The organism is Natronococcus sp. CG52, from assembly GCF_023913515.1.
GTDB classification, from domain to species: domain Archaea; phylum Halobacteriota; class Halobacteria; order Halobacteriales; family Natrialbaceae; genus Natronococcus; species Natronococcus zhouii.
In genome coordinates, this window is the sequence record NZ_CP099391.1 from 333,808 (window position 1) to 359,265 (window position 25,458).

At 63.7% G+C, this 25,458-nt stretch carries 26 protein-coding genes, 3 tRNA genes and 1 pseudogene; 14 read left to right on the plus strand and 16 right to left on the minus strand.

The window, feature by feature from the left end:
* Positions 1-605 precede the first annotated feature (605 nt).
* Positions 606-1,172 carry a DJ-1/PfpI/YhbO family deglycase/protease gene (locus NED97_RS01700; protein ID WP_252489006.1) on the minus strand — a complete coding sequence of 189 codons (567 nt, stop codon included), beginning with the start codon at positions 1,170-1,172 and terminating at the stop codon, positions 606-608.
* A gap of 282 nt (positions 1,173-1,454) precedes the next feature.
* Positions 1,455-1,730, minus strand: a complete 276-nt coding sequence (locus tag NED97_RS01705) for a PadR family transcriptional regulator (RefSeq protein WP_252489007.1) — start codon at positions 1,728-1,730, stop codon at positions 1,455-1,457.
* 443 nt (positions 1,731-2,173) lie between these two features.
* Here NED97_RS01705 and NED97_RS01710 point away from each other — a divergent pair, with 443 nt between their 5' ends.
* The 3 genes from NED97_RS01710 to NED97_RS01720 all read left to right on the plus strand — a co-directional run bounded on the left by NED97_RS01710 (position 2,174) and on the right by NED97_RS01720 (position 5,251).
* Positions 2,174-2,893, plus strand: a complete 720-nt coding sequence (locus NED97_RS01710) for a queuosine precursor transporter (RefSeq protein ID WP_252489008.1) — start codon at positions 2,174-2,176, stop codon at positions 2,891-2,893.
* A 134-nt stretch (positions 2,894-3,027) separates the two neighbouring features.
* Entirely contained in the window at positions 3,028-4,125 is a 1,098-nt protein-coding gene (locus tag NED97_RS01715; RefSeq protein WP_252489009.1) for an aminopeptidase, read from the plus strand.
* 511 nt (positions 4,126-4,636) lie between these two features.
* Positions 4,637-5,251 carry a DUF309 domain-containing protein gene (locus NED97_RS01720; protein WP_252490561.1) on the plus strand — a complete coding sequence of 205 codons (615 nt, stop codon included), beginning with the start codon at positions 4,637-4,639 and terminating at the stop codon, positions 5,249-5,251.
* Positions 5,252-5,263: 12 nt separating this feature from the next.
* Here the strand turns inward: NED97_RS01720 and azf are convergent, their stop codons facing one another.
* Positions 5,264-6,025 (minus strand): NAD-dependent glucose-6-phosphate dehydrogenase Azf, encoded by a 762-nt coding sequence (gene azf, locus NED97_RS01725; protein ID WP_252489010.1) that lies wholly within the window; start codon positions 6,023-6,025, stop codon positions 5,264-5,266.
* Positions 6,026-6,167: 142 nt separating this feature from the next.
* Here azf and NED97_RS01730 point away from each other — a divergent pair, with 142 nt between their 5' ends.
* Both NED97_RS01730 and NED97_RS01735 read left to right on the plus strand, forming a co-directional pair.
* The gene (locus NED97_RS01730) at positions 6,168-6,530 is read left to right on the plus strand and encodes a dihydroneopterin aldolase family protein (protein WP_252489011.1); all 363 of its coding nucleotides are present in this window, start codon (positions 6,168-6,170) and stop codon (positions 6,528-6,530) included.
* Positions 6,531-6,658: 128 nt separating this feature from the next.
* Positions 6,659-7,168 carry a DUF5790 family protein gene (locus NED97_RS01735; RefSeq protein ID WP_252489012.1) on the plus strand — a complete coding sequence of 170 codons (510 nt, stop codon included), beginning with the start codon at positions 6,659-6,661 and terminating at the stop codon, positions 7,166-7,168.
* Between the two features lie 94 nt (positions 7,169-7,262).
* Here NED97_RS01735 and NED97_RS01740 read toward each other — a convergent pair whose 3' ends face one another.
* Positions 7,263-8,000, minus strand: a complete 738-nt coding sequence (locus NED97_RS01740) for a creatininase family protein (protein WP_252489013.1) — start codon at positions 7,998-8,000, stop codon at positions 7,263-7,265.
* 154 nt (positions 8,001-8,154) lie between these two features.
* On the opposite strand from NED97_RS01740, the gene NED97_RS01745 reads away from it, so the two are divergent.
* Positions 8,155-8,502: a DUF5789 family protein gene (locus tag NED97_RS01745; RefSeq protein ID WP_252489014.1), complete on the plus strand. Its 348-nt coding sequence runs from the start codon at positions 8,155-8,157 to the stop codon at positions 8,500-8,502.
* On the opposite strand, the gene NED97_RS01750 is transcribed toward NED97_RS01745, so the two are convergent.
* On the minus strand, positions 8,499-10,418 hold the full coding sequence (locus NED97_RS01750; RefSeq protein WP_252489015.1) for an ABC transporter ATP-binding protein: 1,920 nt from the start codon (positions 10,416-10,418) through the stop codon (positions 8,499-8,501). The two genes, NED97_RS01745 and NED97_RS01750, sit on opposite strands and share 4 nt — an antisense overlap.
* A gap of 91 nt (positions 10,419-10,509) precedes the next feature.
* Positions 10,510-11,010 (minus strand): DUF192 domain-containing protein, encoded by a 501-nt coding sequence (locus NED97_RS01755; RefSeq protein WP_252489016.1) that lies wholly within the window; start codon positions 11,008-11,010, stop codon positions 10,510-10,512.
* Between the two features lie 60 nt (positions 11,011-11,070).
* Here NED97_RS01755 and NED97_RS01760 point away from each other — a divergent pair.
* A tRNA-Val gene (locus NED97_RS01760) sits at positions 11,071-11,144 on the plus strand.
* A gap of 256 nt (positions 11,145-11,400) precedes the next feature.
* Here NED97_RS01760 and NED97_RS01765 read toward each other — a convergent pair.
* The 3 genes from NED97_RS01765 to NED97_RS01775 form a co-directional block, all read right to left on the minus strand.
* Positions 11,401-11,823 (minus strand): ester cyclase, encoded by a 423-nt coding sequence (locus tag NED97_RS01765; RefSeq protein WP_252489017.1) that lies wholly within the window; start codon positions 11,821-11,823, stop codon positions 11,401-11,403.
* Positions 11,824-11,959: 136 nt separating this feature from the next.
* Positions 11,960-12,232: a hypothetical protein gene (locus NED97_RS01770; RefSeq protein WP_252489018.1), complete on the minus strand. Its 273-nt coding sequence runs from the start codon at positions 12,230-12,232 to the stop codon at positions 11,960-11,962.
* A 433-nt stretch (positions 12,233-12,665) separates the two neighbouring features.
* Positions 12,666-13,112: a DUF7344 domain-containing protein gene (locus NED97_RS01775; RefSeq protein ID WP_252489019.1), complete on the minus strand. Its 447-nt coding sequence runs from the start codon at positions 13,110-13,112 to the stop codon at positions 12,666-12,668.
* Positions 13,113-13,334: 222 nt separating this feature from the next.
* Here NED97_RS01775 and NED97_RS01780 point away from each other — a divergent pair.
* Together NED97_RS01780 and NED97_RS01785 are read left to right on the plus strand one after the other, a co-directional pair.
* A tRNA-Phe gene (locus tag NED97_RS01780) sits at positions 13,335-13,408 on the plus strand.
* Positions 13,409-13,809: 401 nt separating this feature from the next.
* Positions 13,810-14,199 carry a hypothetical protein gene (locus NED97_RS01785; protein WP_252489020.1) on the plus strand — a complete coding sequence of 130 codons (390 nt, stop codon included), beginning with the start codon at positions 13,810-13,812 and terminating at the stop codon, positions 14,197-14,199.
* A gap of 232 nt (positions 14,200-14,431) precedes the next feature.
* Here NED97_RS01785 and NED97_RS01790 read toward each other — a convergent pair whose 3' ends face one another.
* The gene (locus tag NED97_RS01790) at positions 14,432-14,758 is read right to left on the minus strand and encodes an RDD family protein (protein ID WP_252489021.1); all 327 of its coding nucleotides are present in this window, start codon (positions 14,756-14,758) and stop codon (positions 14,432-14,434) included.
* 89 nt (positions 14,759-14,847) lie between these two features.
* Positions 14,848-16,395, minus strand: coding sequence for a right-handed parallel beta-helix repeat-containing protein (locus NED97_RS01795; RefSeq protein ID WP_252489022.1), 1,548 nt, complete (start codon positions 16,393-16,395; stop codon positions 14,848-14,850).
* A 332-nt stretch (positions 16,396-16,727) separates the two neighbouring features.
* On the opposite strand from NED97_RS01795, the gene NED97_RS01800 reads away from it, so the two are divergent.
* Genes NED97_RS01800 through NED97_RS01810 form a run of 3 tightly spaced genes read left to right on the plus strand, consistent with a single transcriptional unit; the run spans position 16,728 to position 19,815 of the window.
* Positions 16,728-17,846, plus strand: coding sequence for an ABC transporter ATP-binding protein (locus NED97_RS01800; protein ID WP_252490562.1), 1,119 nt, complete (start codon positions 16,728-16,730; stop codon positions 17,844-17,846).
* Between the two features lie 28 nt (positions 17,847-17,874).
* Complete coding sequence (locus NED97_RS01805) at positions 17,875-18,834, plus strand: carbohydrate ABC transporter permease (RefSeq protein ID WP_252489023.1); 960 nt, start codon at positions 17,875-17,877, stop codon at positions 18,832-18,834.
* A gap of 6 nt (positions 18,835-18,840) precedes the next feature.
* The gene (locus NED97_RS01810; protein ID WP_252489024.1) at positions 18,841-19,815 is read left to right on the plus strand and encodes a carbohydrate ABC transporter permease; all 975 of its coding nucleotides are present in this window, start codon (positions 18,841-18,843) and stop codon (positions 19,813-19,815) included.
* A 53-nt stretch (positions 19,816-19,868) separates the two neighbouring features.
* Here the strand turns inward: NED97_RS01810 and NED97_RS01815 are convergent, their stop codons facing one another.
* Both NED97_RS01815 and NED97_RS01820 read right to left on the minus strand, forming a co-directional pair.
* Positions 19,869-20,168 (minus strand): hypothetical protein, encoded by a 300-nt coding sequence (locus NED97_RS01815; protein ID WP_252489025.1) that lies wholly within the window; start codon positions 20,166-20,168, stop codon positions 19,869-19,871.
* A gap of 1 nt (position 20,169) precedes the next feature.
* Entirely contained in the window at positions 20,170-21,372 is a 1,203-nt protein-coding gene (locus NED97_RS01820; protein ID WP_252489026.1) for an ABC transporter substrate-binding protein, read from the minus strand.
* A gap of 413 nt (positions 21,373-21,785) precedes the next feature.
* On the opposite strand from NED97_RS01820, the gene NED97_RS01825 reads away from it, so the two are divergent.
* Positions 21,786-22,640, plus strand: coding sequence for an aldo/keto reductase (locus NED97_RS01825; protein ID WP_252489027.1), 855 nt, complete (start codon positions 21,786-21,788; stop codon positions 22,638-22,640).
* 76 nt (positions 22,641-22,716) lie between these two features.
* Here the strand turns inward: NED97_RS01825 and NED97_RS01830 are convergent, their stop codons facing one another.
* Entirely contained in the window at positions 22,717-23,994 is a 1,278-nt protein-coding gene (locus tag NED97_RS01830; protein ID WP_252489028.1) for a hypothetical protein, read from the minus strand.
* Between the two features lie 80 nt (positions 23,995-24,074).
* Positions 24,075-24,200 carry a hypothetical protein gene (locus NED97_RS23065; RefSeq protein ID WP_256493422.1) on the minus strand — a complete coding sequence of 42 codons (126 nt, stop codon included), beginning with the start codon at positions 24,198-24,200 and terminating at the stop codon, positions 24,075-24,077.
* An 85-nt stretch (positions 24,201-24,285) separates the two neighbouring features.
* On the opposite strand from NED97_RS23065, the pseudogene NED97_RS01835 reads away from it, so the two are divergent.
* Positions 24,286-24,624 (plus strand): annotated as a pseudogene (locus NED97_RS01835) (cupin domain-containing protein).
* Between the two features lie 479 nt (positions 24,625-25,103).
* Here NED97_RS01835 and NED97_RS01840 read toward each other — a convergent pair.
* Positions 25,104-25,175: transfer RNA gene (locus NED97_RS01840), tRNA-His, on the minus strand.
* Positions 25,176-25,458: the final 283 nt, after the last annotated feature.

The window sequence follows — 25,458 nt, forward strand, 5'->3', positions numbered from 1 at the left end:
TACGGTCTCATTGCCGTTAATTCGAGTTAACTCGGCTTTAGCGAGGGAACAGCCATACCTATCGCCCGGCTGATACGGCCGATGACGAATAGTACGAGTGATCGGAACGAGCCGCTATCCGTTGCGCCCGGACGCTCCGTTGCGAAGCTGGCGGATCGGGACGTCTCCGTTGCTCCCACCACTGCACTACGGTACCAACTGAAACGGGTTACACGCCGATCGCACGACGGGAGCGCGGTTCGGAGCGAGCGAAGCAAGCGAGAACCGCGGACAGTGCGATCGGCTGCGCACTGACTTTCAGTGCCTACTGGAGTCGATCGATCCGGACGCACTCGAGCGACTCTTCGAATCGACGGCGGCCGACCCTCGCGCCTGAACGGTCGAATTTCGATACGCCGGCTATCTCGTGGGGATTAGCCGTTCTACCGACTTCGCGATTCCCGTCGAGGGCGTACCCGACGGACCAGAACGGGACGCCTTCGTCGGAGTAATTCAGCGAGGAGGGACGAACGTGCTCGCGGATGGCGGTCCGCGTACTCGTAACCTCCACCGCGTACGCTCGCGATGGGATCGACCAATCCAGTGGTTCCCCGTTCGGAGGTCCGTTACTCGGAAGCCGTCGCGAATTCCTCGACGAGCGTCTCGCAGAACGCCTCGAGGTCGTCCGGATTGCGGCTGGTGATCAGGCCGTCGTCGACGACGACTTCCTCGTCGACCCACTCGCCACCGGCGTTGCGGATGTCTGTCTCGAGGCTGTGGTAGGAGGTCAGCGCTCGCCCGTCGACGACGTCCGCCTCGACCAGGACCCAGGGGCCGTGACAGATCACGCCGATCGGCTTGCCGTCCGACAGGTGCGTTCGAATCAGGTCGATGGCGGCCTCGTTCGCCCGGAGGGTGTCCGCACCTACGGTGCCGCCGGGGACGATCAGTGCATCGTACTCGTCCGCGGAGACCTCGTCGAACGTTCGTTCGATCTCGTACGAGTCGCTGGGCTCGAGGTCGTTGTTGACGGTTTCGCCCGCACCGGTGTCGCTGCCGAGAACGTCGACGGTGGCCCCGGCATCCGTAACGACCTCCTTCGGTTCGGTGAACTCGACCTCTTCGGTGCCCTCCTGTGCGAGGAGTATCCCGACTGTCGTTCCCTCGAGCGGTTGCTGGTCGGTTTCGCTCATTGACGGGGATGACGACCGGTGGACGGACAAGGGTTGGACTTGCCGTTGCAACCGTCCACGTCGTCGCTCGTGGAACTCGTCACGGTACACCCGCCGCGCGCTCGAGAGATCCTGGAATCGGCCGAAACCGGCTTCGAGAGCCTGTCAGAACCCCCTCGAGAGCGCGTGTCTGCAGGATCGACGAACGATCGCCGACGCTGTCGCGCGGCTATGGGATAATCCTGTACTCCACACTCCGTCAGGAGTTGTTGGACCGCGGTGAGGTGGTTCCGAGCCGCCCGATCAGCCGTCGATGTACTGGGATTCCCAGTCTCGACGGTTCGCGATCGCGTCGTGGCCCGTGTCACTGATCGCGTAGTAGTTCGTCCGCCGGTCGAGTTCCCCCTTCTCGACTAGCTCTTTGTTGACGAGGGTGTCGAGATTAGGATACAACCGTCCGTGGTTGATGTCGCTGCTGTAGTACGTCTCGATCTCCTCTTTGATGTCCTGGCCAGATGGCTGGTCTGCTCCTGCGATGACGTACAGGAGGTCTCGCTGAAAGCCGGTCAAATCGTCCATACTTTACCTATCAGTAGCCACCAGTGCCACTCTATTTGTTATCAATCACGTATTACGTCTGTTGCAGCGGTTGTGAACGAGCTAGGCTGCTTGCAGTCGACGTGATCGTTCCTATACGTTCCGTAACTGACTGGTACGATGAGTCTCGTCGAATCGAACGTATACATCTCCCTGCACCGGTCTCAGCCCCCGAAACGGGCGAACACGGCTATCTGATCGTCGAAACAATCGTTTAGCGGCTTTCTATCGCAGTTTCAGACGGTTCGTTATTTGAGACTGTTCACAGTTGGTGAACGCTACCGCACATATTCGGTCCCGGCGTCGATGCCGACCGGAGGACGGGCGCCGACCCGCGATCGTGATCCACGCTCGCCTGCCGCGCGGACACGCGAACGCGGTTCGGATAGTATCGTTTAGGTATCCGCGCTCGAGACGCGGCCTGCATGGACCAGCATCGCGCCGCGCCGTCGATCGCGCAGGTTTCACTGATCGGCCTGTTCGTGGCAGCGCTCGTTACCGCACAGTTGACCGCCTCGAAGGTTCTCGCGTTCGATCTCCCCGCCTCGCTCCCGATCACGGGCGCGGAACTCGTCCTCCCCGGGGCGGCGCTGGCATACGCGTTGACCTTCCTCGCGAGCGACTGCTACACCGAACTGTACGGCCGGCGGGCGGCCCAGATCGTCGTCAACGTTACGTTCGCGCTGAACTTCGTCGTCCTCGCGCTCGTCTGGTCGACGATCGCCGCTCCCGCGGCGGAGGCGAGCGTCGATCCCGACGCGTTCTCGACGGCGCTCGGCGCCTCGACCAACGTCGTCCTCGGCAGCCTCCTCGCGTACCTCGTGAGCCAGAACTGGGACGTCTGGATCTTCCACCGGATTCGCGACTGGACCGGTCGCGAGAAGCTCTGGCTGCGCAACATCGTCTCGACCGGCACCAGCCAGGTGATCGACACCGTCATCTTCGTCTCGGTCGCGTTCGCCATCGCGCCCACCGTCCTCGGCGTCGGCGTGGCCCTCCCGCTCGAGGCGCTCCTCGCCCTGATCGTCGGTCAGTACCTGCTCAAACTCGTGATCGCCGTCCTCGACACGCCGATCGTCTACGCTATCGTCGCGCTCGTCCGGTCCCGGGAGTCGTCCGACTCGGAAGACGCATACACCGCCTGATTCGGTACCGCTCTGAACGGCGAGGATTCAGTAGCCGCTGGAAGTCGCTGCACACCCGATCACACAGCCGTCGTGCGATCGGTGCGGAGATCGTTTCAGTTGGTACTATAGTAGCCGGCGCGCGAGCCACGGGTATGGACGAACGCATCCGCGAACACGCCGAGGTACTGGTCGACTGGAGCGCTCGAGTCGAGGCCGGTGACGACGTCGTCCTCTCGGTCGGCCTCGACGCCCACGAACTGGCCGTCGCCGTCGCCGAGAAACTGGGCGAACGCGGCGCGAACCTTCTCGCGACGTACAGTTCCGGCGAGGTGAGCCGGGCGTACCTCCGGGCTCACGACGGCGACTTCGACGAGAGTCCGGATCACGAACGCGCGCTGCTCGAGGCGACCGACGTCTACCTCTCGATCGGCGGCGGGCGGAACACGAGCGCGACCGCGGACGTGCCGGGTGAGACGCGACAGGCACACCGCAGCGCCCGGACCGAGATCCGCGAGGCGCGCTACGAGACGCGCTGGGTGTCGACGGTCCACCCGACCAGATCGCTCGCCCAGCAGGCGAACATGGCCTACGAGGAGTACCAGGAGTTCGCGTACGACGCTATTCTCCGGGACTGGGACGCTCTCGCCGACGAGATGGCGAAACTCAAGGCGCTGCTCGACGAGGGCGCCGAGGTCCGACTGGTTTCACAGGGAACCGATCTCACGATGCGAATCGACGATCGCACCGCCGTCAACAGCGCGGCGTCGGTCGCTTACGACTCCCATAACCTCCCCAGCGGCGAGGTCTTTACCGCGCCCTACGGAACTGACGGCGAGGTCGTTTTCGACGTTCCGATGACGCTTCGCGGCGAACCGGTCCGGAACGTCCGCCTCGAGTTCGACGACGGCGAGGTCGTCGACTACGACGCGGAGCAGGGCGGGACGGTGATCGGCGAGATCCTCGACACCGACGAGGGCGCCCGTCGACTCGGCGAACTCGGGATCGGGATGAACCGCGGTATCGACCGCTACACGGACAGTATCCTCTTCGACGAGAAGATGGGCGAGACGGTCCATCTCGCGGTCGGTCGAGCCTACGACGCCTGTCTCCCGGAGGGGGAATCGGGCAACGAGTCGGCCGTCCACGTCGACATGATCACCGACGTCAGCGAGGAGTCCCGACTCGAGATCGACGGCGAGGTGATTCAGCGCAACGGGCAGTTCCGCTGGGAAGACGAATTCGGGAATTAGCTGTTTTTCGTCGACGTTTTGCGCGAACGATTTCCGGAGGCGACGTGAGCGGAAACAGTTGGTGTAGGTCGTGCAGCGAAACGGACGGATCCGCCGAGAGGACGAGTTCGAGGAGTAGTGCGGTTCGGAACGAACGAAGTGAGTGAGAATCGCGGATCGGAACGGCGGGAAGCACGAGCCGCGAGGAGTCGGTCCGCGAACGAAGGCGCTCGAGCCGGTCGAGATCCGTCTTCTCACCGGTACCAGGCCCCTCTTTCCCGTCGTTAGGGTCCTATTAGTACTGTTAACGGTCTCCAGACAGCCGGAGAAGCAACTGCATAATAATGGTACTGACCGGTATTTGTACCGAGTACCGCCATGACCGGTGGCGGAAGTAACCGGTCGGGGCGATCGCTGCACGTCCCCGATTTCCGCTTGTCGGCAGTTGTCTGCCCGCCCCGTCGGAGGCGGAACATATCCGGCGCTCACCGCTTTCCGTGACGTTCACACCCCTGGAGTGCCAACGATGGATATGTACAACCGGCTCCTGGCCGGCGTCGCGATCTACAACGATGGCCACTACCACGCCGCCCACGACGCCTGGGAGGACCACTGGCTCGAACTCGAGTCCGGCACCGACGACGAGCGGCTGCTTCACGGACTCATCCAGTTCACCGCCGCCGTCTACCACGCCCGCGAGCGGAACTGGGTGGGTGCGATCGGGCTGGCCGAGAGTGCCCAAGAGTATCTCGCCGGGCTTCCGACCGACTACCGGGGTCTTCGGCTCGAGCCGGTGAGGGCAGTGCTCGAGGAACTCGCGACCGATCCCGAAGTCGTCGAGCGCCGTTCCCCACCCCGGATCGAACACGGGGGAACCGCGCCGACGCTCGCGGATCTCGATGTCGAAACGACGGCGATCGCGGCGGCCGTTCTCGCGCCGGAGTTCGGATTCGACGCGGAACCGGTCGAGCGCGCGTGGACGTACGCGAGGCGGGATCTCGAGGCCGGCGAGGACGACAGTCGGTTCATCGCGCTGCTGTTCGACTTCGTTCGCGAGGAGCAACACCGAGGAATCATCTACCGCCGGCTGACCGGTCACGTCGACAGGCGACGGGCTCGAGAGGAGGACGTCGAGGGGCTGTTCTGACCGAGTCGGGAGCTACTCCTGCTCCGATTCGTCGGCGTGGTCCGCGGAGTTGTCCCGGGGTTCGTAGCCCAGGACCTCGCGAGCGCGATCGATCGAGTAGTACTTGCGGTCGTTGTCGGAGATGCCGTAAACGATCTCGTAACCGTAGTCGGCGCGGATACAGCGGTCGAACAGGTGCGCACAGTCCCGGTAGGAGAGCCACATCGCCTGGCCGCGCTCGTAGTCGATCGGCGGGTGGCCCTCGGTGAGGTTACCGATGCGAACGCAGACGACCGAGAGGCCGTACTCGTCGTGGTAGTACCGGCCGAGAGACTCGCCGGCGGCCTTCGAGACGCCGTAGAGGTTGCTCGGGCGGGGAAGTTCGGTCCCGTCGAGGAGATAGTCGTCGTGGCTCCGGTACATGTCCGGCGTCCGATCGTCGGTCTCGTAGGCGCCGACGGCGTGGTTCGAGGACGCGAAGACGACCTTCTCGACGTCCGCGGCGGCGGCAGCCTCGAAGACGGTCTGGGCGCCGTCGATGTTGTTCGTCAGGACGCTGTCCCACGGCGCTTCCGGACGCGGATCGCCCGCGAGGTGGATCACGACCTCGATCCCCTCCATCGCCTCGCGGACGGTCTCGTCGTTAATGATGTCGCCGACGACGAACTCGCCCGGCTGGTCGTCCGTCGGCGGATCGCGATCCATCAGACGCCACTCGTGCTCGTCGGCGAGGTCGCCGAGGATGGCCTGTCCGACTCGCCCCGCAGCCCCCGTCAGCAGGACTGACTGTGCCATTCATTCGGTTTGTGGGAAAGCGTCGATAAGTAACGTGCGGTTCGACGCCGACCTGATCGTCAGTATCACACTCGCACGGCGGGATTCGGCTGCGGGTAGACAGCATCGGAATTTCCTTGCCGACCGCGCTCGAGCATCACGTATGTCCGATTCGACGCCGACCGACGCGGAGGCCGCCTGCTTCGAGGCCGGCATCAAGTTCGGGTCGCTGTACCACCAGTTTGCCGGCACGCCGCTCTCACCCGAGAGCGCAGCCAGCCTAGAGACGGCTATCGAAGACGCGATCGAGAACCAGCCCCACTGTGCGGAGGTAACCGTCGAGATCCGACGAGACGAGCTCGAGGCCGAACTCGCCGAGTCGACGGCCGACTACACCGAACTGACGGGCCGCTTTCTCGAGGTCGAGATCGTCGTCGACTACGAGGGCTGTGAGGTCGTCACGCGCATGGCGATGGAGGATGGGTACCCGCTGATGCGCCTCGAGTCGGTCCGCGACGCCGCCTGAACGCCGCCGCTCCCACGACCTTCCTTTCGAAATCTCCCTGCCGTTTCGTCAATATCGGCCTATCAGGGGCCGTTTTCACTTTCACTTTCGGGCTATCTTTTAAACGAGGTGGCCGTGAAGGAGATGACATGAGTCAAGCGACGCTCGGCGACGACGAGGAACTGTTCGGCGAAGCGGCCAACGAGATGCGCGAGGACGTCGAATCCTCGCTCGAGAACGCCTGGGAGGCACTTCCGGAAGCCGGCGACGTCTGGGAAACCGACGCTGACAACGTGCTCGGCGTGCTCAACGCCCTCAAGTCCGCTCTGGATGCCGGCGACGCCGAGGAACACCTCCGCGACGCCAAGAAGTGGTACACGATGGGCCAGCGCGCGGACGCCTTCGAGGACGCCGACGACCTCGAGGCGGAGATCGAATCCCTCGAGGGGGCCATCAACGACATCTCCGAAGCGGGCGAGCAGGTCGGCGACCTCACCGCGACGATTCCGTCGCTTCGCGGGACGCTCGAGGACGCGGGTCCCGCAGCCGACGAGGACGAGAACGAAGACGCGGACGCTGCGGCAGACGAGGCCGACGAAGACGCCGAGACCGACGAGGCGGAGTCGGACGACGAGGAAGCGGCCGAAGCCGAGGAGTGAGCCGCGACACGCGTTCGTTATCCGAATCCGGCAGTAGTCACTACAGTCGAATCGAAGTGCTGCCGTCGTCGCTCCGCCGCACGTTCGTCTTCCCCTACCGTCGTTCGGGTCGCGAGACGTCCCGTTCGGCGACGGCCTCGAGGAGCCGACCCAGCGCGCCCGCCGCTAGCTCGAGTAACTCTTCTCCCCGCCGTTCGTCGCCGTCGGTCGGATCGCCGACGACCCCGTTGTCGGTGAACTCCGCCGAATCGTACGCCAGGTTCGCGTAGCTCACCCACTCGCCCCAGCCGTCCGCGGCGCCCTCTCTGGCGTCCTCGAGTCGGTCCTCGCGAACGAGGTCGGGAGCGACGTGTCGAACCAGCGCCGTCTCGAGGGGACCGCCGTGGCCCATATCGCTCGAGTGGTCGCCCACGGCCTGGAACCAGGTGAACGGGACGGCGTAGACCTCGCCGCTTCGCGTCAGCCGACCGCCGGCTTCCCGCAGCGCGTCGACGTTGCCGCCGTGACCGTTGACGAGCACCACGCGGTCGAAGCCGTGGTGGGCGAGACTCTCGACCGATTCCCGGACGTAGCTGCGGAACGTGTCCTCCGAGACCCACATCGTCCCCGGAAATTGTCGGTGCTCCTCGGCGATACCGACCGGAATCGCGGGCGCTCTGAGGACCTCGCGATCGAATGCCTCGAGCGCCGCGTCGGTCACCGCCTCGGCTGTCAGGACGTCCGTGCCGAGCGGAGCGTGGGGGCCGTGCTGTTCGGTGCTACCGACGGGGACGACCGCGAGGTCCGTCTCGAGGTCCCGTACCTCCGTCCACGTCGCCTCCGAGAGATTCATGAGGGAGTGAACCGACCCCGCGAGCATGAAACTCCCGGTGCGCCGCTCCGGTCAGCGATCGTCGGAACGCTGGCCCTGCGTACGTTTACCCGCCTCTCACGCCGTGGCGTACGCAGGGTTAACTTGTTTGCAGCCCGTAGCACACTATTCGACTATGAGCGATGATAACCGCGAACTCGGCGTCGAACTCGGCAACCTCGAGGAGGACCTCGAGAGCCTCGAGTATCCGGTCAGTCAGGACGAACTCCTCGAAGAACACGGCGACGAAGAGATCGGAATGGGCGGCGAGGAGTCGGCGACGCTCGAAGAACTCCTCGAACCGCTCAACGAGGACGAGTACGGGTCGTACGACGAGGTCGAGCAGGCGATCATGAATATGGTCAGCGACGACGCGATCGGACGGAAGAACTACAGCGACCGGACGCCGCCCGCGACGGGCGAGGACCGTCAGGAGGAGGGCGGTCCGGATCAGGAAGGGCAGAGCGAGCAGGAGTCGTTCTAGTCGTCGACTTCGGTTCGAGCCTGCCGTCGCTGGGCTCGCTCGATAAATTCTTGCGGCAGTTCGTCGATCTCTCCGGCCTGAACGCCCCAGAGGTGTGCGTAGAGTCCGTCGTTCGAGAGCAGATCCTCGTGAGTGCCGCGCTCGACGATCTGGCCGTCTTCGAGAACGATGATCTGGTCGGCGTCCCTGATCGTCGAGAGGCGGTGGGCGATGGCGAACGTGGTCCGCTCTTCGGTCAGGTCGTCGATCGAGCGCTGGATGAGCATCTCCGTCTCGGTGTCGACGTCGCTGGTCGCTTCGTCCAAAATCAGAATATCCGGGTCCTTGAGGATCGCACGAGCGATGGCGACGCGCTGACGCTGGCCGCCCGAGAGCTTGACGCCGCGCTCGCCGACCATCGTGTCGTAGCCGTCGGGCAGGTTCTGGATGAAGTCGTGGGCCTCCGCCGCTTTGGCCGCGTCGACGATCCCCTCCTCGCTGGCCTCGAAGGTCCCGTAGGTGATGTTCTCCTCGACGGTGCCGTAGAAGAGGTACGACTCCTGCCCGACGTACCCCATCGAGCGGCGCAGACTCGACAGCGAGACGTCGCGAATGTCCTGGTCGTCGATCCGGATCTCGCCCTCGTCGACGTCGTACATCCGGAGCAGCAACTTGAGCACCGTCGACTTTCCCGCGCCGGTCGGCCCGACGAGTGCGACCGTCTCGCCGCCCGGCACGTCGAAGGAGACGTCGTCGATGATCGTCTCCTCGTCGGTGTAGCCGAAGGTGACGTCCTCGTACTCGACGCGACCCTCCGTGACCGCGAGCGGGTCGGCGCCGGCGTCCTCCTCGACGCGCCCCGTCTCGTCCATCAGGCCGAAGATCCGCTCGCTCGAGGCCTCCGCACGCTGGTACATGTTGATGACTTGCCCGAACTGGGCCATCGGCCAGACGAGCTGCTGGGTCAGGAGGATGAACGTCGCGAACTGCCCGACCTCGAGCGTCCCGGTGAACGGGCCGGGTGCGCCCTGGAACACCCAGTAGCCGCCCACGAGGAAGGTGAGCACGAAACCGATCCCCGAGATCAGCTGCAGCCCGGGGAAGAACTTGATCCGGAGGTTGATCGCCCCCCAGTTGGTGTCGTAGTACTTCCGCGAGACGTCGTCGACGCGGTCGGATTCGTACTCCTCGGTGTTGCTCGCCTTGATCACCTGGATGCCGCCGAGGTTGTTCTCGAGCCGGGAGTTGACCTTCCCGACAGAGGAGCGGACGGCGGCGTACTTCGGCTGAATTTTTTTGACGAAGAGGTAGGTGAACGCGGCGATCAGCGGCACCGGTGCGATCGAGACGAGTGCGAGCTGCGGGTTGATCGTAAAGAGGACCGCGCCGACGCCGATCACCATCACGCCGAGCCGGAACGCGGAGTTCAGTCCGTCGTTGAGGAACCGCTCGAGCTGGTTGACGTCGTTCGAGAGGATAGACATCATCTCGCCGGTCTGCTTGTCGGCGAAGAACTCCATGTTCAGGCGCTGCATCTTGTCGTAGGTGTCGGTACGCACGTCGTGTTGGATGTCCTGTGCGAACGAGTTGAACCCCCAGTTCCGCACCCAGTGGAACGCCGCACCGATGGCGAACGACAGTGCGATAATGACGACGGTGAACGCGAACTGTTCGGTCTGATCCGTCGGGAGCCAGGCGTCCGGAACGAACTGGATGCTAAACGCACGTTCTTGCAGAAAGATCGCGTCGATCGCGACGCCGAGCAAGATCGGTGGAATCAGATCGAGCAGTCGCGCCAGTACGCTGCCGGTGATGCCGGCAGTCACCGAAAACCAGTAGGGACGACCGTACTCGAAGATCAGCCGCTTCATCGGGCTGTCGATGTTCTCCCGTTGTTCCTCGAAGGGGTCGTCATCCGCCCAGTCGACACCACTCATTGCCTTCGTCTCAGTGACCGCTGGTCATAAGAGTTCCCTACGAATCGAAACAGTCTCTACGAATCCGTGACGCGGTTTCGTCGCTGTCGCCTCACCCGTCGTTTTCGAGCCCGATCTCGACCTCGTCGCCGGGCTCGATGCCGGTTTCGTTCGCGTAGCCGAGGGGAACCTCGAGTACCCACTTCGCCTCTCCCCTGTACTCCTGTTCGCTGCCGTCCTCGTCGGGACCGGGTTCGGGCGCGTGGCGGATCGTCGCGATCTCGCGGTCGGCGTCGACGAAGATGATGTCGATGCCGAAGTCCATGTCCCGCATGACGTACGTCCGCTCGTCCTCGCTGGCGTGGACGAACAGCATCCCCTCGCCCGACTCGAGCGAGTCGTGATCGCTCAATCCGGTGTACTGCTCGCCGCGAGTGTCCGCGACCTCAGCGTCGACGACGGCTTTCGGTTCGCCACCGTCGTCGAGGATTCGGACGTCGGCTCGGTCCTCGCTCCAGGGCGCTGCCACGACGCCCAGTTGAACGAGGAACGCTCCGACGACGGCGACCGCAGCGACGACGAGGAGCCCTTTCCAGACCCGCTCGAGGACCATGCTACAGCTCCGACTCGAGAAAGTAAAGGTTATTCGGACGGGGTGATTTGTTCTCGGTACGGGCTCGTGGTCTAGCTGGTTATGACGCGGCCCTTACAAGGCCGAGGTCGGTGGTTCGAACCCGCCCGAGCCCACTATTGCTGTCGCGAACAATTCGTGAGCGGCAGTACCGTGATGTGAGGGCGGTTCGAATCAGGGAGCAGCTTCGCTGCGACCGTGGTTCGAACCCGCTCGAGCCAACTGATGCCGTTTCGACGACTCGCGAGCAGCAGTATCGCGACGAGCCCACCGCCGCGATTCGCGTTCAGATTCGTCGTACGGGCGGGATTTCTTCTCACTACGGACGATTCCAAAGCGGCGAGAATCAAGAGACGACGGTTCGTCGATCGACTATCGTTCAGACACCGTCCCGAGTTGTTCGAGGAAGCCCAGCACGTGATCGACGACCCACCGCTCGGCGATCCGTCCGTCCTCGACGCGGGCGAAGATCGTTCCGACCAGTTCGATCTCGTTTCCCGTCGGTTCGACGCCCATGAACTCGCCCTGGTGGGTTGCGTGCATGGTGAACCGATTCGCGACCGTGTCACCCTCGGCGATGACGTCGTCTACCGTTCCGTGCAGGTCGGGAAACGCGGCGTGGAAGTCTCTGATTTGCTGTTTGAACTCGTCTCGGCCGTGTAACTCCGACGGTTCCCACGGAGAGTGCTGGATAAAGTCTTCGGCGAGGAGGTCGTCGATCGCGTCCACGTCTCCCTCGTTCCAAACGTCTTCCTGCATGCGGCGGGCGAGCACTTTGTTGTCTTCGATGCTCATGAGCGTTATTCTGTGAGAGTAGTCGTAGGTCGGCCGTGGGAATAACGGTTGTCTCCGCGCACCCGTCCGGTTCGAAAATCGGGCCGTTACCGCCGTCCTCGAGGCCGCCTCGGCGCTCCGCAACCGGTTCTAACGGTCACTCGCCGCGGTCGTCTCGTTCCTCGTCGCGTCGATCCTTCCCCCGCTGCTCGTCTCCGAACGTGATCGTAAGTCCGGGCGGGAGCTCGACTTTCCGGAGTTCGACGCCGAAGGCGACGAGCAGCAGGACGAGAGCGCCGAAGAAGACGGCCGTCGGCTGGCCGTCCATCCAGACGACGAACGCCGCGAGGGCGACGGTCAGGATCGCGAAGAACGTGCGCTTGAACGCGGTCCAGCGGACACTCGAGGCGGGGGACGTGTTCGAATTCATAGTATCATCTCGGGAGCGGGCGCTGTCGGGGCCGGTACCGTGGCTGGCTCGGAAGCCCGGTCTAGCACGTGGGCGCGATGTAGCGGCTCGGTGAACCCGTGGTGCCCGTTTGTTTCTACTCGGCAGTACTATATTACTCTCCTCACCCGCGTTCCGAAAATTCCGATACCGGCTGTTTCCGCGTCTCGGACGGTACACGGCCGGCGATCGAACCCGCTCGCCGTTTCCGTTCCGTAGCCGATACGGGTTCGAGAACGTCTTGAGAGGACCACCTTCGATCGGCGGACTCCGAAGCGCCCGCTGTTCACAGTCGGTGGCTCGGTAGGAAGCAGTTCCGCGTGATTCAGCGACTCGACCCGAATCGAGACGGGACGTCAGGTGCTCGCGCGTAGCGCGGCATTGCGCGGAGTAGAACGGCCATAGGAGCGGGTAGTCAGTGCTTGAGCCGGGCGACGTTCTCCCGAATCTGTCCGATGAGCCCGCCTTCGGATTCCGCCTCGAGAGCGGCGTGGAGCGTCGAGTTCTCCGGTTCGTCCTTGACGACGATCCGGAGGTAGGGAGCGAGCTGTCCGAAGTTGTCCGACAGGATGACGGTGTGATTCTCCTCGTCGTGGTCGACGACGCCCGCGTCGGCCAGTTTCGGGACGTGACACTGCACCGACGAGACGTAGACGCTCTTGTACTCGTTTTTGGCGACCTCGTCCGGCGGCACGTCGTGCTCCCAGCCGGCGACTTGTTCGGCGATCCTCGAGAGCTCGACCGGCCCCTCCTGGCCTCGAAGCGCGTAGAGGAGATACCGTCGTCGACGGTTCGCCAGCAGCTCGAGAATCGTGTCTGCCGACAGTTCCTGGTCCTCCCGGTCCGAGCTAAGTGCTACCATAACATAGTGTTACCCGTCAGAGCGGAAAAGGGTGTCTTGAATATCCGCAAATCCAACACACGGTGGTAAATCGATGGTATACTTCGTATTATTCTCACCGTTATTGTTCGTTCATTTTCGTTTTTTCGAGTAGACTGAATGTATACCCGTATCGTTTGACCTGTTCGAACGTTGGCTCGGATTCGAAATCCTTTTTTATACCCTGAACGGAGGTGGGAGTAGGCCGCCTTAGCTCAGACTGGGAGAGCACTCGACTGAAGATCGAGCTGTCCCCGGTTCAAATCCGGGAGGCGGCACTTTTGGTGCGAACAAGACGACGAGCGCAGCGAGTCGTCCGTGAGCACCAACAGTGAAATCGACCGGTTTGAACTAGACTGAGGTTCTGCGAGCAACGCGAGCAGGTTCTCAGGCGTAGTTCACAATCCGGGAGGCGGCATCCCGATTTTACGAGATTCTCACTCGAGAAGTTACTGGGCTCGACTGAAGATCGAGCTGTCCCCGTTCCCGCGAGCGCAGCGAGCGGGAAGTCGAAAGACGAGCGCAAGCGAGTCTTCCTTCGGTACAAATCCGGGAGGCGGCAGTTCTGCTGCGAGCAAATCCGCGAGCAGCACCAACCCGCAAAAATTGCAGGTGAGAGGGGCCTCCCGGGGCGGTTGAAAGCCCAAAACGGTTAGACCCCGCCGTTCTCCACGAAACTATGTCCGACGATCGTCCCTCCGAAACGAACGAAGCACACATCGACAGTGCCGTGCTCGAGCGGACTACCGACCGGTCCGAGGTCGACGCAGAAACGATTACGGACGCGCTCGTCGTCCTCCACTCGGCGTTGATCGGCCGCCACGCCGAGTTCGAACGGGAGCACGACTACGCAACCGTCGGCGGCACTCGAGCGTATCGCGTTCCCGAAACCGTGTGGGACGACCTGGTCGACGAGTTCGAATTCGAGGACGAGGTCGCCACCGCGGTCAAATTCGCCCACACTGAGCAAGCGCAACTCGCGTTCACCGACGCTGTCAGCGTCGACGACCGCTTCGACGAAGGAGAGTTCGGCGTTGTCGTTGGTATCGATACCGCCGAGGAGTTCTAGCTCGTCCCGGGAGAGCAGCGGTTTCGGCGCGGTTCGAGTTCGGGAGGCAGCATCTCATTTCGATCGCCGGGGGTGAACGTACTCTTGCCAAATTCCGAACCCTCCCGGACGCGCAGCGGAGCGAACACGTCCGAGTCTGGCCCAAATCGTGGAAACGACGCGGGAACGAAAACGGAGGTTGCGTAATTTAAGAGTAGCCGATACATACCCCGTAACGGTGTCCCGTAATCGTTCAGTCTCCCGCCCGGACGACGGCGGTGCCACCAGCCACGTCTCCGACGCGCTGATGGGCGCCAGTCGCGTACGCGGCGACGATTCCGACGAGGTAGGGTACCGGAAGACCGCCCACCGGTCGGAGTAGACTTCGGACGACGGCGACTCGCCACGCGATCGGCGAGCCGTCGGCCTTTCCGACGACTATTCCGCGCGGGTGCTTGCCGACCGTCATACCGTAGTATCCTTCGAACGCCGACTGAGAGAGGAGTGCCGGTAATGCCGCGAACTGGAACGCGATGATCGAACCGATCCAGCCGCTGATTGCCCCGTCTACGAACGCCACCGGGGTGGGGATTTCTCCACGGGAAAACGGATGTGCCGTGCGGGCGGAGGCCGCCGAGCACTGAAAACCATCGGTACTGCAGGAGTGGTTCAGCGACGGACTTCGAAGCCCCACTGCAACCGGGCATCGTTCGCTGGCGGATCCGCGAAGGCGACGACGACCGTTTCGCTATCGGCTCGAGCGACGTGAAAACCGGTCGCGGAGCCGCTTTCCGCCCAGACGTTCCGGACGGAGGGAGTGACGTCGAGCCCGTGCGAGAGGACGAACTCGGTCGTCTCGCCGTCGCCCACGGCTTCCGCCGTTCTCACGGACTCCGTTCGGAAGCCCGCGTTGTCTCGAACGATAGCCGGTAACTCCTCGGCCTCGAGGGGCGTACAGTCGTGAAACTGGTTTCCGATGATCGTCGCGGAATCGTGGTCGGCCGCGAACGTGATCCCGGGTCCCCGGGAATCCGCCGCGCCGGAGATGTGACAGCCGGAAACCGTCACGCCGACCGTCCTGCCGCCGAAGCGGATCCCCGGTGTATCACCGTCACGGCCGTTGTCGGAGACGTCGCAGTCGGCCAGCCGGAGATCCGACCCGCCGTCAGCGAAGTCGACTCCCGGACCGCCGTTGTCGAAGACGCGACAGTCGGCCACGGCGACGTCGGCGATCCGCTCTCCCGTCGCGATGCGGACGCCCGCGCCGTCGTTAGCGGAAATCTGGGAGGTCGAGACGTCGATCGACGCGTTCTCGTCGGCCTCCGCCACGTGAACGCCGTGCCCGCCGTTCTCGGTCACGTGGCAGCCGTCGATCCGGTGTTCGCGGGCCGAAAACGGCGGTGGCCCCACCCCGATCCCCATCTCGCCTTTCTCGTCGATCACGATTCCATCCTCTTCGTTCGCGTGCGCCGAGCAGTTCGCGAACCGGGTCCTGCGATCCGCGGAGGTTCGGAACCCGACGCGGTTGCCGATCGCCGTACATCCGTGGACGAAGAAGTGGCCGGCGTGGCGCTCGCTCTCCTGCACCCCTGTCGCCTGGTTCTCGAACATGATCCCGTTGTTGCCATTCCCGCGAGCGTGGCAGTCGGCGACGACGACCGGTTCGGCGTCGGCCGCGAGTCCCGTTCCGATACCGATCCCGTTCGAGCCAATGTTGATCCCGTCTCGAGCGGCGTCGAAGTTTCGGCCGCAGTCCTCCGCGACGCAGCCGTGGACGAGGCTGTCGACCATCATGTCCGTCCCGATCCCGGTCGCGGCCGAGCCGGAGGCGTGAACGCCGACGATCCGACAGCGGCGGACGTGCTGGTAGTAGATGCACTTCTCGCCCGGATCGTACGACTCGCCGCCCGGGACGCCCGAGGCGTCGATCGTCATCCGTTCTACGGCGAGATCGGTCAGCGGCTCGTCCGATTTGCCGAATCCCTCGAGGGCGGCGAACCCGGATCCCTCGGCTCGGATCGTCGTCGCTCCCGTCCCGTCGCCGATCAGGCGGACGCGGGAGCGATGGGTGATCGGGCCGCCGATCCGGTACTCTCCGGCCGGGAAGTAGACACGGTCGCCACCCGCGTCGTGGGCGTCGTCCACGGCCGCCTGAATCACCTCGCGATCGTCGTCGGTACCGTCGCCGCTCGCACCGTACTCGGTCACTGATCGCATCGGGAGTAGCGTCGTCGGAACGGAAAATAACGGTTGTCGTCAGTTCGAGTGATGAACGTCGACTGTCGGTGAGAGCAGTTCTGACGGCTCATTCCGTACTCGAAAGCTACTGAGTTCACTCGAGACCGAGCCGCTTCCGTTCCTCTGAGCGCCGCTGGTACCGATCGAAGACAGCTTCGAAGCGTCGGCGTCGTTTCGACTCGAGATCGACGAAACAGGAGCGGCAGCTCCGACCCGTTTCTCCCCGTGCGGTTCGTATCAACAAATCTGGCGGTGCAACCGGGATTAATGGGCGAATACGACGTATCTCGTATTGTATGACATCGATCTCCATGGAAAACGTTAGCAAATACTTCGATTCGGGAGACACTGTCGCGAACTACCGAATCAACCTCGAGGCCGAAGACGGCGAGTTTCTCGCGTTTCTCGGGCCGTCGGGTTGCGGAAAGACGACGGCACTGCGGATGATCGCGGGGCTCGAGCAGCCGTCGGAGGGCGCGATCTACTTCGACGACGAGCGGGTCGACGGGCGTTCACCCAGTGACCGGAACGTGGCGATGGTCTTCCAAAACTACGCGCTGTACCCGCACATGACGGTCGCACAAAACATCGGCTACCCGTTGAAAGTCCGCGGGATACCGCCCGATGAGCGGGACCGAAGGGTAGCGGAGGTCACGAAGCTGCTGCACATCGAAGATCAGGTCCAGAAGAAACCGGCGGCGCTGAGCGGTGGACAGCGCCAGCGAGTGGCGCTCGCGCGCGCCATCATCAGGGAGCCGTCGGTGTTTCTCCTCGACGAGCCGCTGTCGAATCTCGACGCCAAGCTCCGCCAGGAGATGCGTATTGAGTTGAAGCGCCTCCAGAACGAGCTCGAGATCACGACGATCTACGTGACCCACAACCAGGAGGAAGCGATGAGCATGGCAGATAAGGTCGCGGTCATGAATCGGGGAACGATCCAGCAAGTCGCACCGCCACAGGAGCTGTACGATCGACCCCGAACGGCGTGGGTTGCCCGGTTTATCGGGTCGCCGCCGATGAACCTGTTCCAGGGGACCCGCCGTAACGGATCGATCGACCTCGGCGAGGCGGGGACCGTCGAGCTGGAGGGCGTGATGGACGTCGAAGCCGCCGTGGAAGCGGGAGGACGGGACGACGCGGGTGCGGCCAGTGTGCTGGCGAACAGCGCACACAGCGACGTCGCACTCGGTGTTCGGCCGGAGGACCTGACCGTTTCCACCACGCGGCCATCGTCGGGAAACGTGATCGAAGGAACCGTGGATACCGTCGAGCCGCTGGGCGAGTACGACCTCGTCAACGTTTCCGTCAACGACCAGATCGTGAACGCAAAAGTGTCGGAGGCGACCGTCGCGCGGGACGACAGCGTCTACCTGACGTTCGACGACGACGCCGCCTACCTGTACGACGACAACGGCGAGTTAGTCGTCTGATCGTCGAGACCGAGAGCTACGTGATTCCATGAGCTTACAAGATCACATCGACGGCCTCGCTACCGATCGCGACCTGGGCGAAGACCTGAATCTGGATCGCGAGAAGGTGGTCGCCCTGGCGGTGTTCCTGATTCCGGGCTTGACTCTCTTCGTTATTTTCTCCGTCGGGCCGATCGTCTACTCGGCGATCGGGAGTTTCTACTCGTGGGATACCTTTACGATGGAGAATTTCGTCGGCCTGGACAACTGGAGGCGTTCACTCACCGACCCCCTCATCGTTCACTGGTCGAACATGCGGGAGTTTCGGTATCCGATGGGCGCGCTCACCCACAACCTCCTCTGGGTCGTTATCCACGTACCCGCGAGCACGTTCCTGGGCCTCGCACTGGCGTTGCTGTTCGCCGATTTGAACGGTCGCCGCATCCTTCGCTCGATGGTCTTTGCGGGCTTTACCGTCCCGCCGATCGTCATCGGGTTGGTCCTGATGTTCGTCTACGATCCCCAGGCCGGGGTCTTCAACGAACTGCTCCGGGTGCTCGGTCAGGAGCAGTGGGTCCGCAACTGGACGCAGTCGCCGCAGGTGGCGATCTACGCCCTCATCGCGGGCGGAATCTGGGTCCACACCGGGTTCAGTATGCTGCTGTACAGTTCGGCGCTGTCAGCGATCGATCCGTCGCTGATCGAGTCGGCCAAGGTCGACGGCGCCGGCCCGTGGCGACGGTTCCGGGACATCATCTGGCCGCTGGTCAAGCCGGTGACCGCCGTGGTCGTCATCATGGGGATCATCTGGGTGATGCGGATGTTCGACATCGTCTACGCCGCCGGGGGCGCTGCAGGCGGACCGAACCACGCGTACTCGGTGCTGGGTATCGAGGTGTACCGGGCCGCGTTCCGGCCGGCGATCGACTACGGAATGGCGATGGTGGTGGCGCTGATTCAACTGTTCATCGTCGCCCCGCTCGCGCTATACATCGCTCGCATGAGGTGATTCGACGTGACTGAAGACGACCCACTCAAACCGACCGGCGCCGACGCGGGATCCGAGGCAGCGGCTGAAGACGACCGATACCTGCAGGTCGAGGAGGTGCCCGAGTCTGCGCCGGCGTCCGACTTCACCTGGCGGATGCGGATTGCTGACGCCGTTCCCTCGAAGCGACGGGCCCTCAAGTACGTCGTCGCGATCACCGTCGCCGTACTCTGGATCGTCCCCTTCATCGGCCTGTTCATGGCGTCGTTCCGGCCCCTTTCGGAGATCATCGGCGGCTGGTGGCACCTCGAGGGAATGACGATAACGTTCGAGAACTACTCCCAGGCGTGGAACTACAGCACCGCCCCGATGAGTCGGGCGCTGCTCAACACGTTCATCGTCACGATCCCGGCGGTGCTGGTCGTGATGCTCCTCGGGGTGATGACGGCGTACCCGTTCGCCCGGTTCGAGTTTCCGCTGAAGACGACGCTGTTCTTCCTGATACTGCTGGTTATGGCCGCGCCCCCGGAACTCGTTGCGATGGGCAACTACAACGCCCTCCAGGATATCGGGCTGTTCGACACGTACATGGGGCTGATACTGATCCACATCGGCTGGGGGCTCGGTTGGGTCGTGTTATTCCTGCGAAACTACTTGCTCGGCATCCCGGAGGAACTCGAGGAGGCTGCGCGCATCGACGGAGCCTCGCGGTATCAGATCTTCAGGACGATCATCCTCCCGCTATCGACGCCCGCACTCGTTTCGGTGGCGGTCATCCAGTTCACCTGGGTCTGGAACGCGTTCTTCTTCCCGCTGGTGTTCATGCGCTCACCCGAACTCTACCTCGCACCGCAGGTCCTCCCGCTGATGCGCGGGCGCGTTCAGGTCGAGTGGGGAATGATCGCCGCTGGATCGATCATGACGATGGCCGCGCCGGTGATCCTGTTCCTGTTGCTGGAACGGTACTACAAGCGGGGAATGGTCGCTGCCGTCGCGGATTGAACGTCGTTTCCGTTCGATCGTCCCTGCACCTCGTCGAATCGGTGAGCCGCCGATCACAGCGGCACCATCCCAGCTCGCGTCGCGCCCACGGTTACGACGATCACGACGACGTTCGTCAGGAAGAAGAGCCGTGAAGACATCCAGGCGAACGAGAGCAGGACCGCGATCGGAAGGGCGGCGATGAGCGCCGGCCAGAAGCCGCGAACCGCAAGCGTGGCGAAAAACGCCGTCGTGAATACGTACAGAAAGTCGACGGCGACGGCGTTGGCACTACTCCGCCGGACCTCCTGGCCGACGACGACGAGAGACTCGAGGACGCCGTCACCACCGCCGTCGTCGCCGACTCCGGACACGTTACTCCCCGACGGTCTCCCGTAACACGCCGTCGAGTGCCTCGACGATCGGTTCCACGTCCTGATCCGGCTCCGCCCAGAGCCCGAGCAGTTGCGACCAGAACTCCGCCTGGAACGGGTCTCCCAGCGCGTCGTCGAGGTCGGGCACGAGTTCGACCTCGTCCGCCTGTTCGGTTAGCTCGCGCATGACCTCGACCTCGAAGGCCTCTTCCGGGACGTTGAGGGACGAGGGGACGAAGCCCCCGCGTTCGGTCCAGACCTGTTGGCCGTCGGGCGAAATGATGCTCTCGACGGCGGTTCTTGCCTCGTCGGTCGCTTCCGTGTACGCGGGGACGGTAAACCAGTTGATGCTCGTCACCATCGCCTCGGTCCCGGGAAGCATGAAGTAATCCAGGTCCTCAGGGTCCTCGATCCCAGCGAACGCCGGCGTCCACGACCCCATAAAGTAAAGCGGCGTCTCGTTCTCCCAGAAGAATTCGTACTGGATCCCGAAGTCCCGGGCCTCGCTGAAGTACCCGGCCTGGAGGAGCTCCTGTAGCTCTTCGAAGGCGGTAACGACGCGCTCGTCGGTGAACTCGGCATCGCCTTCGATGAGGTCTTGCTGGAGTTCGTGGCCGTCCTCCTGTCGGAGAATGAACGCTTCCGTTACGTCGCTAAGCGGCCAGCCGACGCCGTTTCCGGAGGCCAGCGGCGCCTCGACGCCCTCGATGCCGTCGATCTCCTCGAGCAACTCGAGGAACGCGTCGTAGTTGCCGGGTTCCTCGAGCCCGTGCTCGTCGAAAAACGACGGACGATACCAGAACCCGGGCTTGAGATCCATCCCGAACGGGGCGGCGTATACCTCGTCGTCGACCGCCACCACCGCGTGCTCGGTGGAGTACTCGTCTTCGTTCCACAGATCACCCAGCGGCTCCAGGTGGCCCGCTGCCCCGTCGCTCCGTACTCGTCCCTCCGTGGGCAACACGACGATGTCTGCCGTTGCGACCCCCGCTTCGTAGTCCATCAGAGTCGACGTCAGGAGGGTTTCGGTATCCCGTGGCTCGTACGAGATCTCGAGACCGGTTTCCCCCTCGACGTAGTCGACCACCGCGAGGAAGTCTTCCTCCTCGTCCTCGGTCCAGACGGCGGTTACCGAAATCGCTTCCTGTGCGCTCACTCCTCCAGCGCTTCCCAGTCCAGCCAGTACGACGGCTCCTCCGCCCATACCTCGGAGTACGCTGCGCCGACCGGTGTGCGTATTGTTCTCGCCCATACAGAATCGTATGACCGATCGGATTCTTAATGGTTTTCCACATGTCTGTGTAATTACCGGTAGGCGTACAGTCGAATTTCGATATAGGTCGTCGCGAACGAGTGTTACACCGAACTCGCTCCGTCGGCGGCGCCGCCGGCGCAGTGCGATCGATTCTGCCCCGACCGTTCCCTCGAGTCGGACTCCGCCGCTGTCGAAGGAAGCGAGACGGTCGTCCGATCGGGTGCGCGGTTCGCCGCGGTCGACTACCGACCGGGCGAAGCGGGGAAAGCGGGCTCCCAGGGACTCGGATAGTTCCTGCCGTTCCGGTCGAAGCCGGCGGATGAACGGCCAACGGTTATCCGCCGCTCTCGAGTACCCCGCTCGTGAGCAACACTACGAACGAGAGCGATACCTTCGACATCGGCGAGACGACCGTCCGCCGGCTGGGATTCGGTGCGATGCGCCTCTGTGGCGACGAGATTATCGGCCCGCCGGACGACGAGGAGCGCGCACGCGAGGTTCTCCAGCGGGCGGTCGAGCTAGGCGTCGACTTTATCGACACGGCCGACTCCTACGGTCCGGGGGTGAGCGAACGGCTCGTCGGCGAAGCGATCGGCAACTCCGACGACGTTCTGGTTGCGACGAAGGCGGGACTGCTTCGCAACCGCGACGGCGAGTGGCTCGCCCACGGCGAACCGGACTACATTCGCAACCAGGTGCTCGCGTCGCTCGACCGGTTACGAACCGACACCATCGACCTCTACCAGTTCCATCGCCCCGATCCGGATACGCCGTTCGAGGACTCGGTACAGACGTTCGCCGAACTTCAGGACGAGGGTCTCGTCCGGAACGTCGGGGTCAGCAACGTCTCCGTCGAGCAACTCGAAACGGCCCGCGAGTACGTCGACGTCGCGACGGTCCAGAACCGGTACAACGTGGACGATCGGTCGGACGCGGACGTCCTCGAGGTTTGCGAGGAGAACGACATCGGGTTCATCCCGTGGGCGCCCATCGACAGCGACGACCTCGACGAACACGGCGAGACGCTCGACGAAATCGCGGACGACCACGACGCGACGCGGCGCCAGGTCGCGCTGGCGTGGCTTCTCGAGCGGTCGGACGTCGTCCTCCCGATTCCGGGAACATCGAATCCGGAGCACCTCGAGGCGAACGTCGCGGCCTCACAGCTGTCGCTGGACGACGAGGAAGTACAGCGACTGACCGAGGCCGGGACCTGATCCCGCCGGAGAGCGCGAGCGTCGTCGATCTCCCCCGGACCGACACACCGGGAACCCGAGCGAGAGACGGCTCGTCTCACCCGTCGAATCGGCTCGCGATACGCCGGGAGAGGTCGGTGAGGTAAAAGGAACCCCAGACCGCGGCGACGACGGCGCCGACGAGGTCGAACAGGAGGTCGACGATCGTATCGTCGATACCGTGCTGGGCGACGACCGCCTGGACCCCGAGTCGCTGTGCGCTCTCGTCGATGGCGAACTCCATGAGTTCCCAGACGACGCCGAACGCCAGGACGAACACGAGGATGAACGCGAACAGCATCGTCGGGGGAAAGTAGACCTCGTCGGTGTGAAGATCGATGGCCCGGACGACCGCGTACCCCGCCGCGGCGACGATCGACGCGGAGATCGTGTGTGTCAGACTGTCCCACGAACCGATAAACCCGTAGAACCCGGCCGAACCGAGCACGTGGAGGAAGACGGCTGCCGTGAGCCAGAACGCGAGTCCCGGCTCGATCGGCAGCCGGTAGTCCCGCTCGAGGAGCGCCGGCAGGAACGTAATCGCGAGCGCGATCGCGGCGTTCGCGATCGTCGTCAGGTCGCGACGGAGGAGGCCGTACAGCAGGAGGACGGCGAGTGCCACCTGCAGGACGCGAGCGAGTCGCCGGACGGTCCGGTCGGGAACGTCCAGCCGATCGCGGAGCAACGACGGCACCGCGACGGGTTCGCCGTCGGGTGCCGATTTCAGTCGAGTCGACTGCCGCTCGGCGACGCCCTCCGTGTGTCCCCGAAAGTACCGATCGAAGACGACGCCGGCGAGGAGCCCGGCAACCGCTGCGTAGGCGAAGTCGATCATCATCGCGCGGTTGGCCGCGTCCTGTGAGCGCCCGTCGAGAACGTACGCGGTTCCGAGCGCCGCGTCCGACAGCCACTGGGCGACGTTCCAGGCCCCGGCGACGGCGAGCGTCGTGAGCACGACCAGGACGACCGCGAACGTGTGGTTCATCCGGACCGGCGTGAACCGGTGGATCTCGACGGCGACGACGAGCGCAATCGCGGCGACGGCGATGTAGACGGCGACGGTCGTTAGGGGTGACTCGCCGAGTATCGTCGCGTCGGCGACGGGAACCAGGACGAAAACCAGCAGTTCCCAGGGTGGCATCACGAGCGGGTCTCGAAACGCGACCGCCGGGGCGAGCACGATAAGGACCGCAAATCCCGTAAATACGAACCAGCGATAGGAGCCGTCGAGTCCGTGAGTGACTGCCAGCACGGCGAGAACGGCTACGAGCATCCAGCCGAGGGCCGCGTTCCGTTGTGGCGCGTCGAGCACGTCGCCGAGTCGGGCGTCCGCCATACGCGTAGTACGGGCTGGAGTCCCTAAACGCGAGAGCCTGCGGCCGTCATTCTCCGACGAACACCGTCTTCAGGCGCGTTTCACAGTCCGGACAACAGAACGTCTGCCACGCCGTCGGATCGAGACCGCCCATCGTCTTCGTCCGGGTCGCGGTCGACGACGGTAGCACAGGTGGGACACTCGAGGCTGTCTTCGGAACCGGGCATCGACACCGACTACGTCCCCCTCGACGGTAGGTGTTGTTCGCGTCGAGGAGTGCCTTTAGGAGGGTGACTCGTGTGATGCTCGCGTATGGGCTACGATACTGCGTCGAAAGCGGACGTCGAGTCGGTCGTTCCGGACGAGTTCGGCGGAACGTGGTTCCTGAAGGACGCACTCGAGACGGACCACCTCGGACTGACGGTGCTCGAACTCGAACCCGGCGGCAAGGGAAAGCAACACGACGAAGCGGAGACCGGTTAGGAGGAGGTCTACTACGTCGTCGCAGGGAGCGTCGACGTCGAACTGGAGAACGAGACGGCGGCTCTCGAGTCGGGTGACGCGATTCGTCTCGATCCCGAGAAGCCCCGCCAGATCCACAACACCGGTGACGAGCGGGCGACGCTCGTGCTGGCCGGTGCACCGTTATAAGGCCACTCCCTTTTCGGACGCGTTTCTCGAGACGGATCTATTGCAGTGGCGTGTGCTGAGCCCCAGCGAGCCGACGGCGAACTGCGGCTCGAAATCGCGCGAGGGACGAGTGAGCGAACGGCGTGAGCGAGCGAATCGGCTGGGGAGGACGTGGTATCCGCAGCGTTCGCGCGAGCAGGACGCTCGTTTGTGCCGTTATCACCTCGTGTTGCCGCGCGTGTACGTACGAGAATCTGTGAAACCGGACGGAAGCCCGCTGCCGCCCGGGTGCGAGAATCGAACCACGGTCGTTCCGCTCGCGTTGCTCGCTTCACTCCCTGATTCGATTCTCTGACGACTCCTACGGCTCACGGATTTGTTCGCCGCAGGAAGTCCGGGTGCGAGAATCGAACCCGACTGCGAGACTCGCTCCGCTCGTCTCGCGTGATTCGATCTCGCCTTCCGGCATTTTCACTCCCCCTTTCAGTCGTCGTGAAAAAGTCCGGGTGCGAGAATCGAACCCGCGTCTCAGCCTCCACAAGGCTGAAGGATAACCACTACCCCAACCCGGACACGCTTACACTTACTTCTACATGCGGTTGGCCTAAAATACGTTACGACTCGAGGACGGGGATGTGCGACTCCGTACCGCACGTTTTCGATCGTCACGCTTCCGCTCACGGCTTTGCCGTTCGCGTTCCGCGGTTCCAACTCCGTGCTCACGGGTCGCGTTCGCTCCCCGTTCGCGTTCCGCGGTTCTCACTCACTTCGTTCGTTCCGAACCGCGCACGTTCCGAACCGCGCACGTTCCGAACCGCGCAACCGGGACGCTTTTTGGCCGGACGGCCGTAGGAC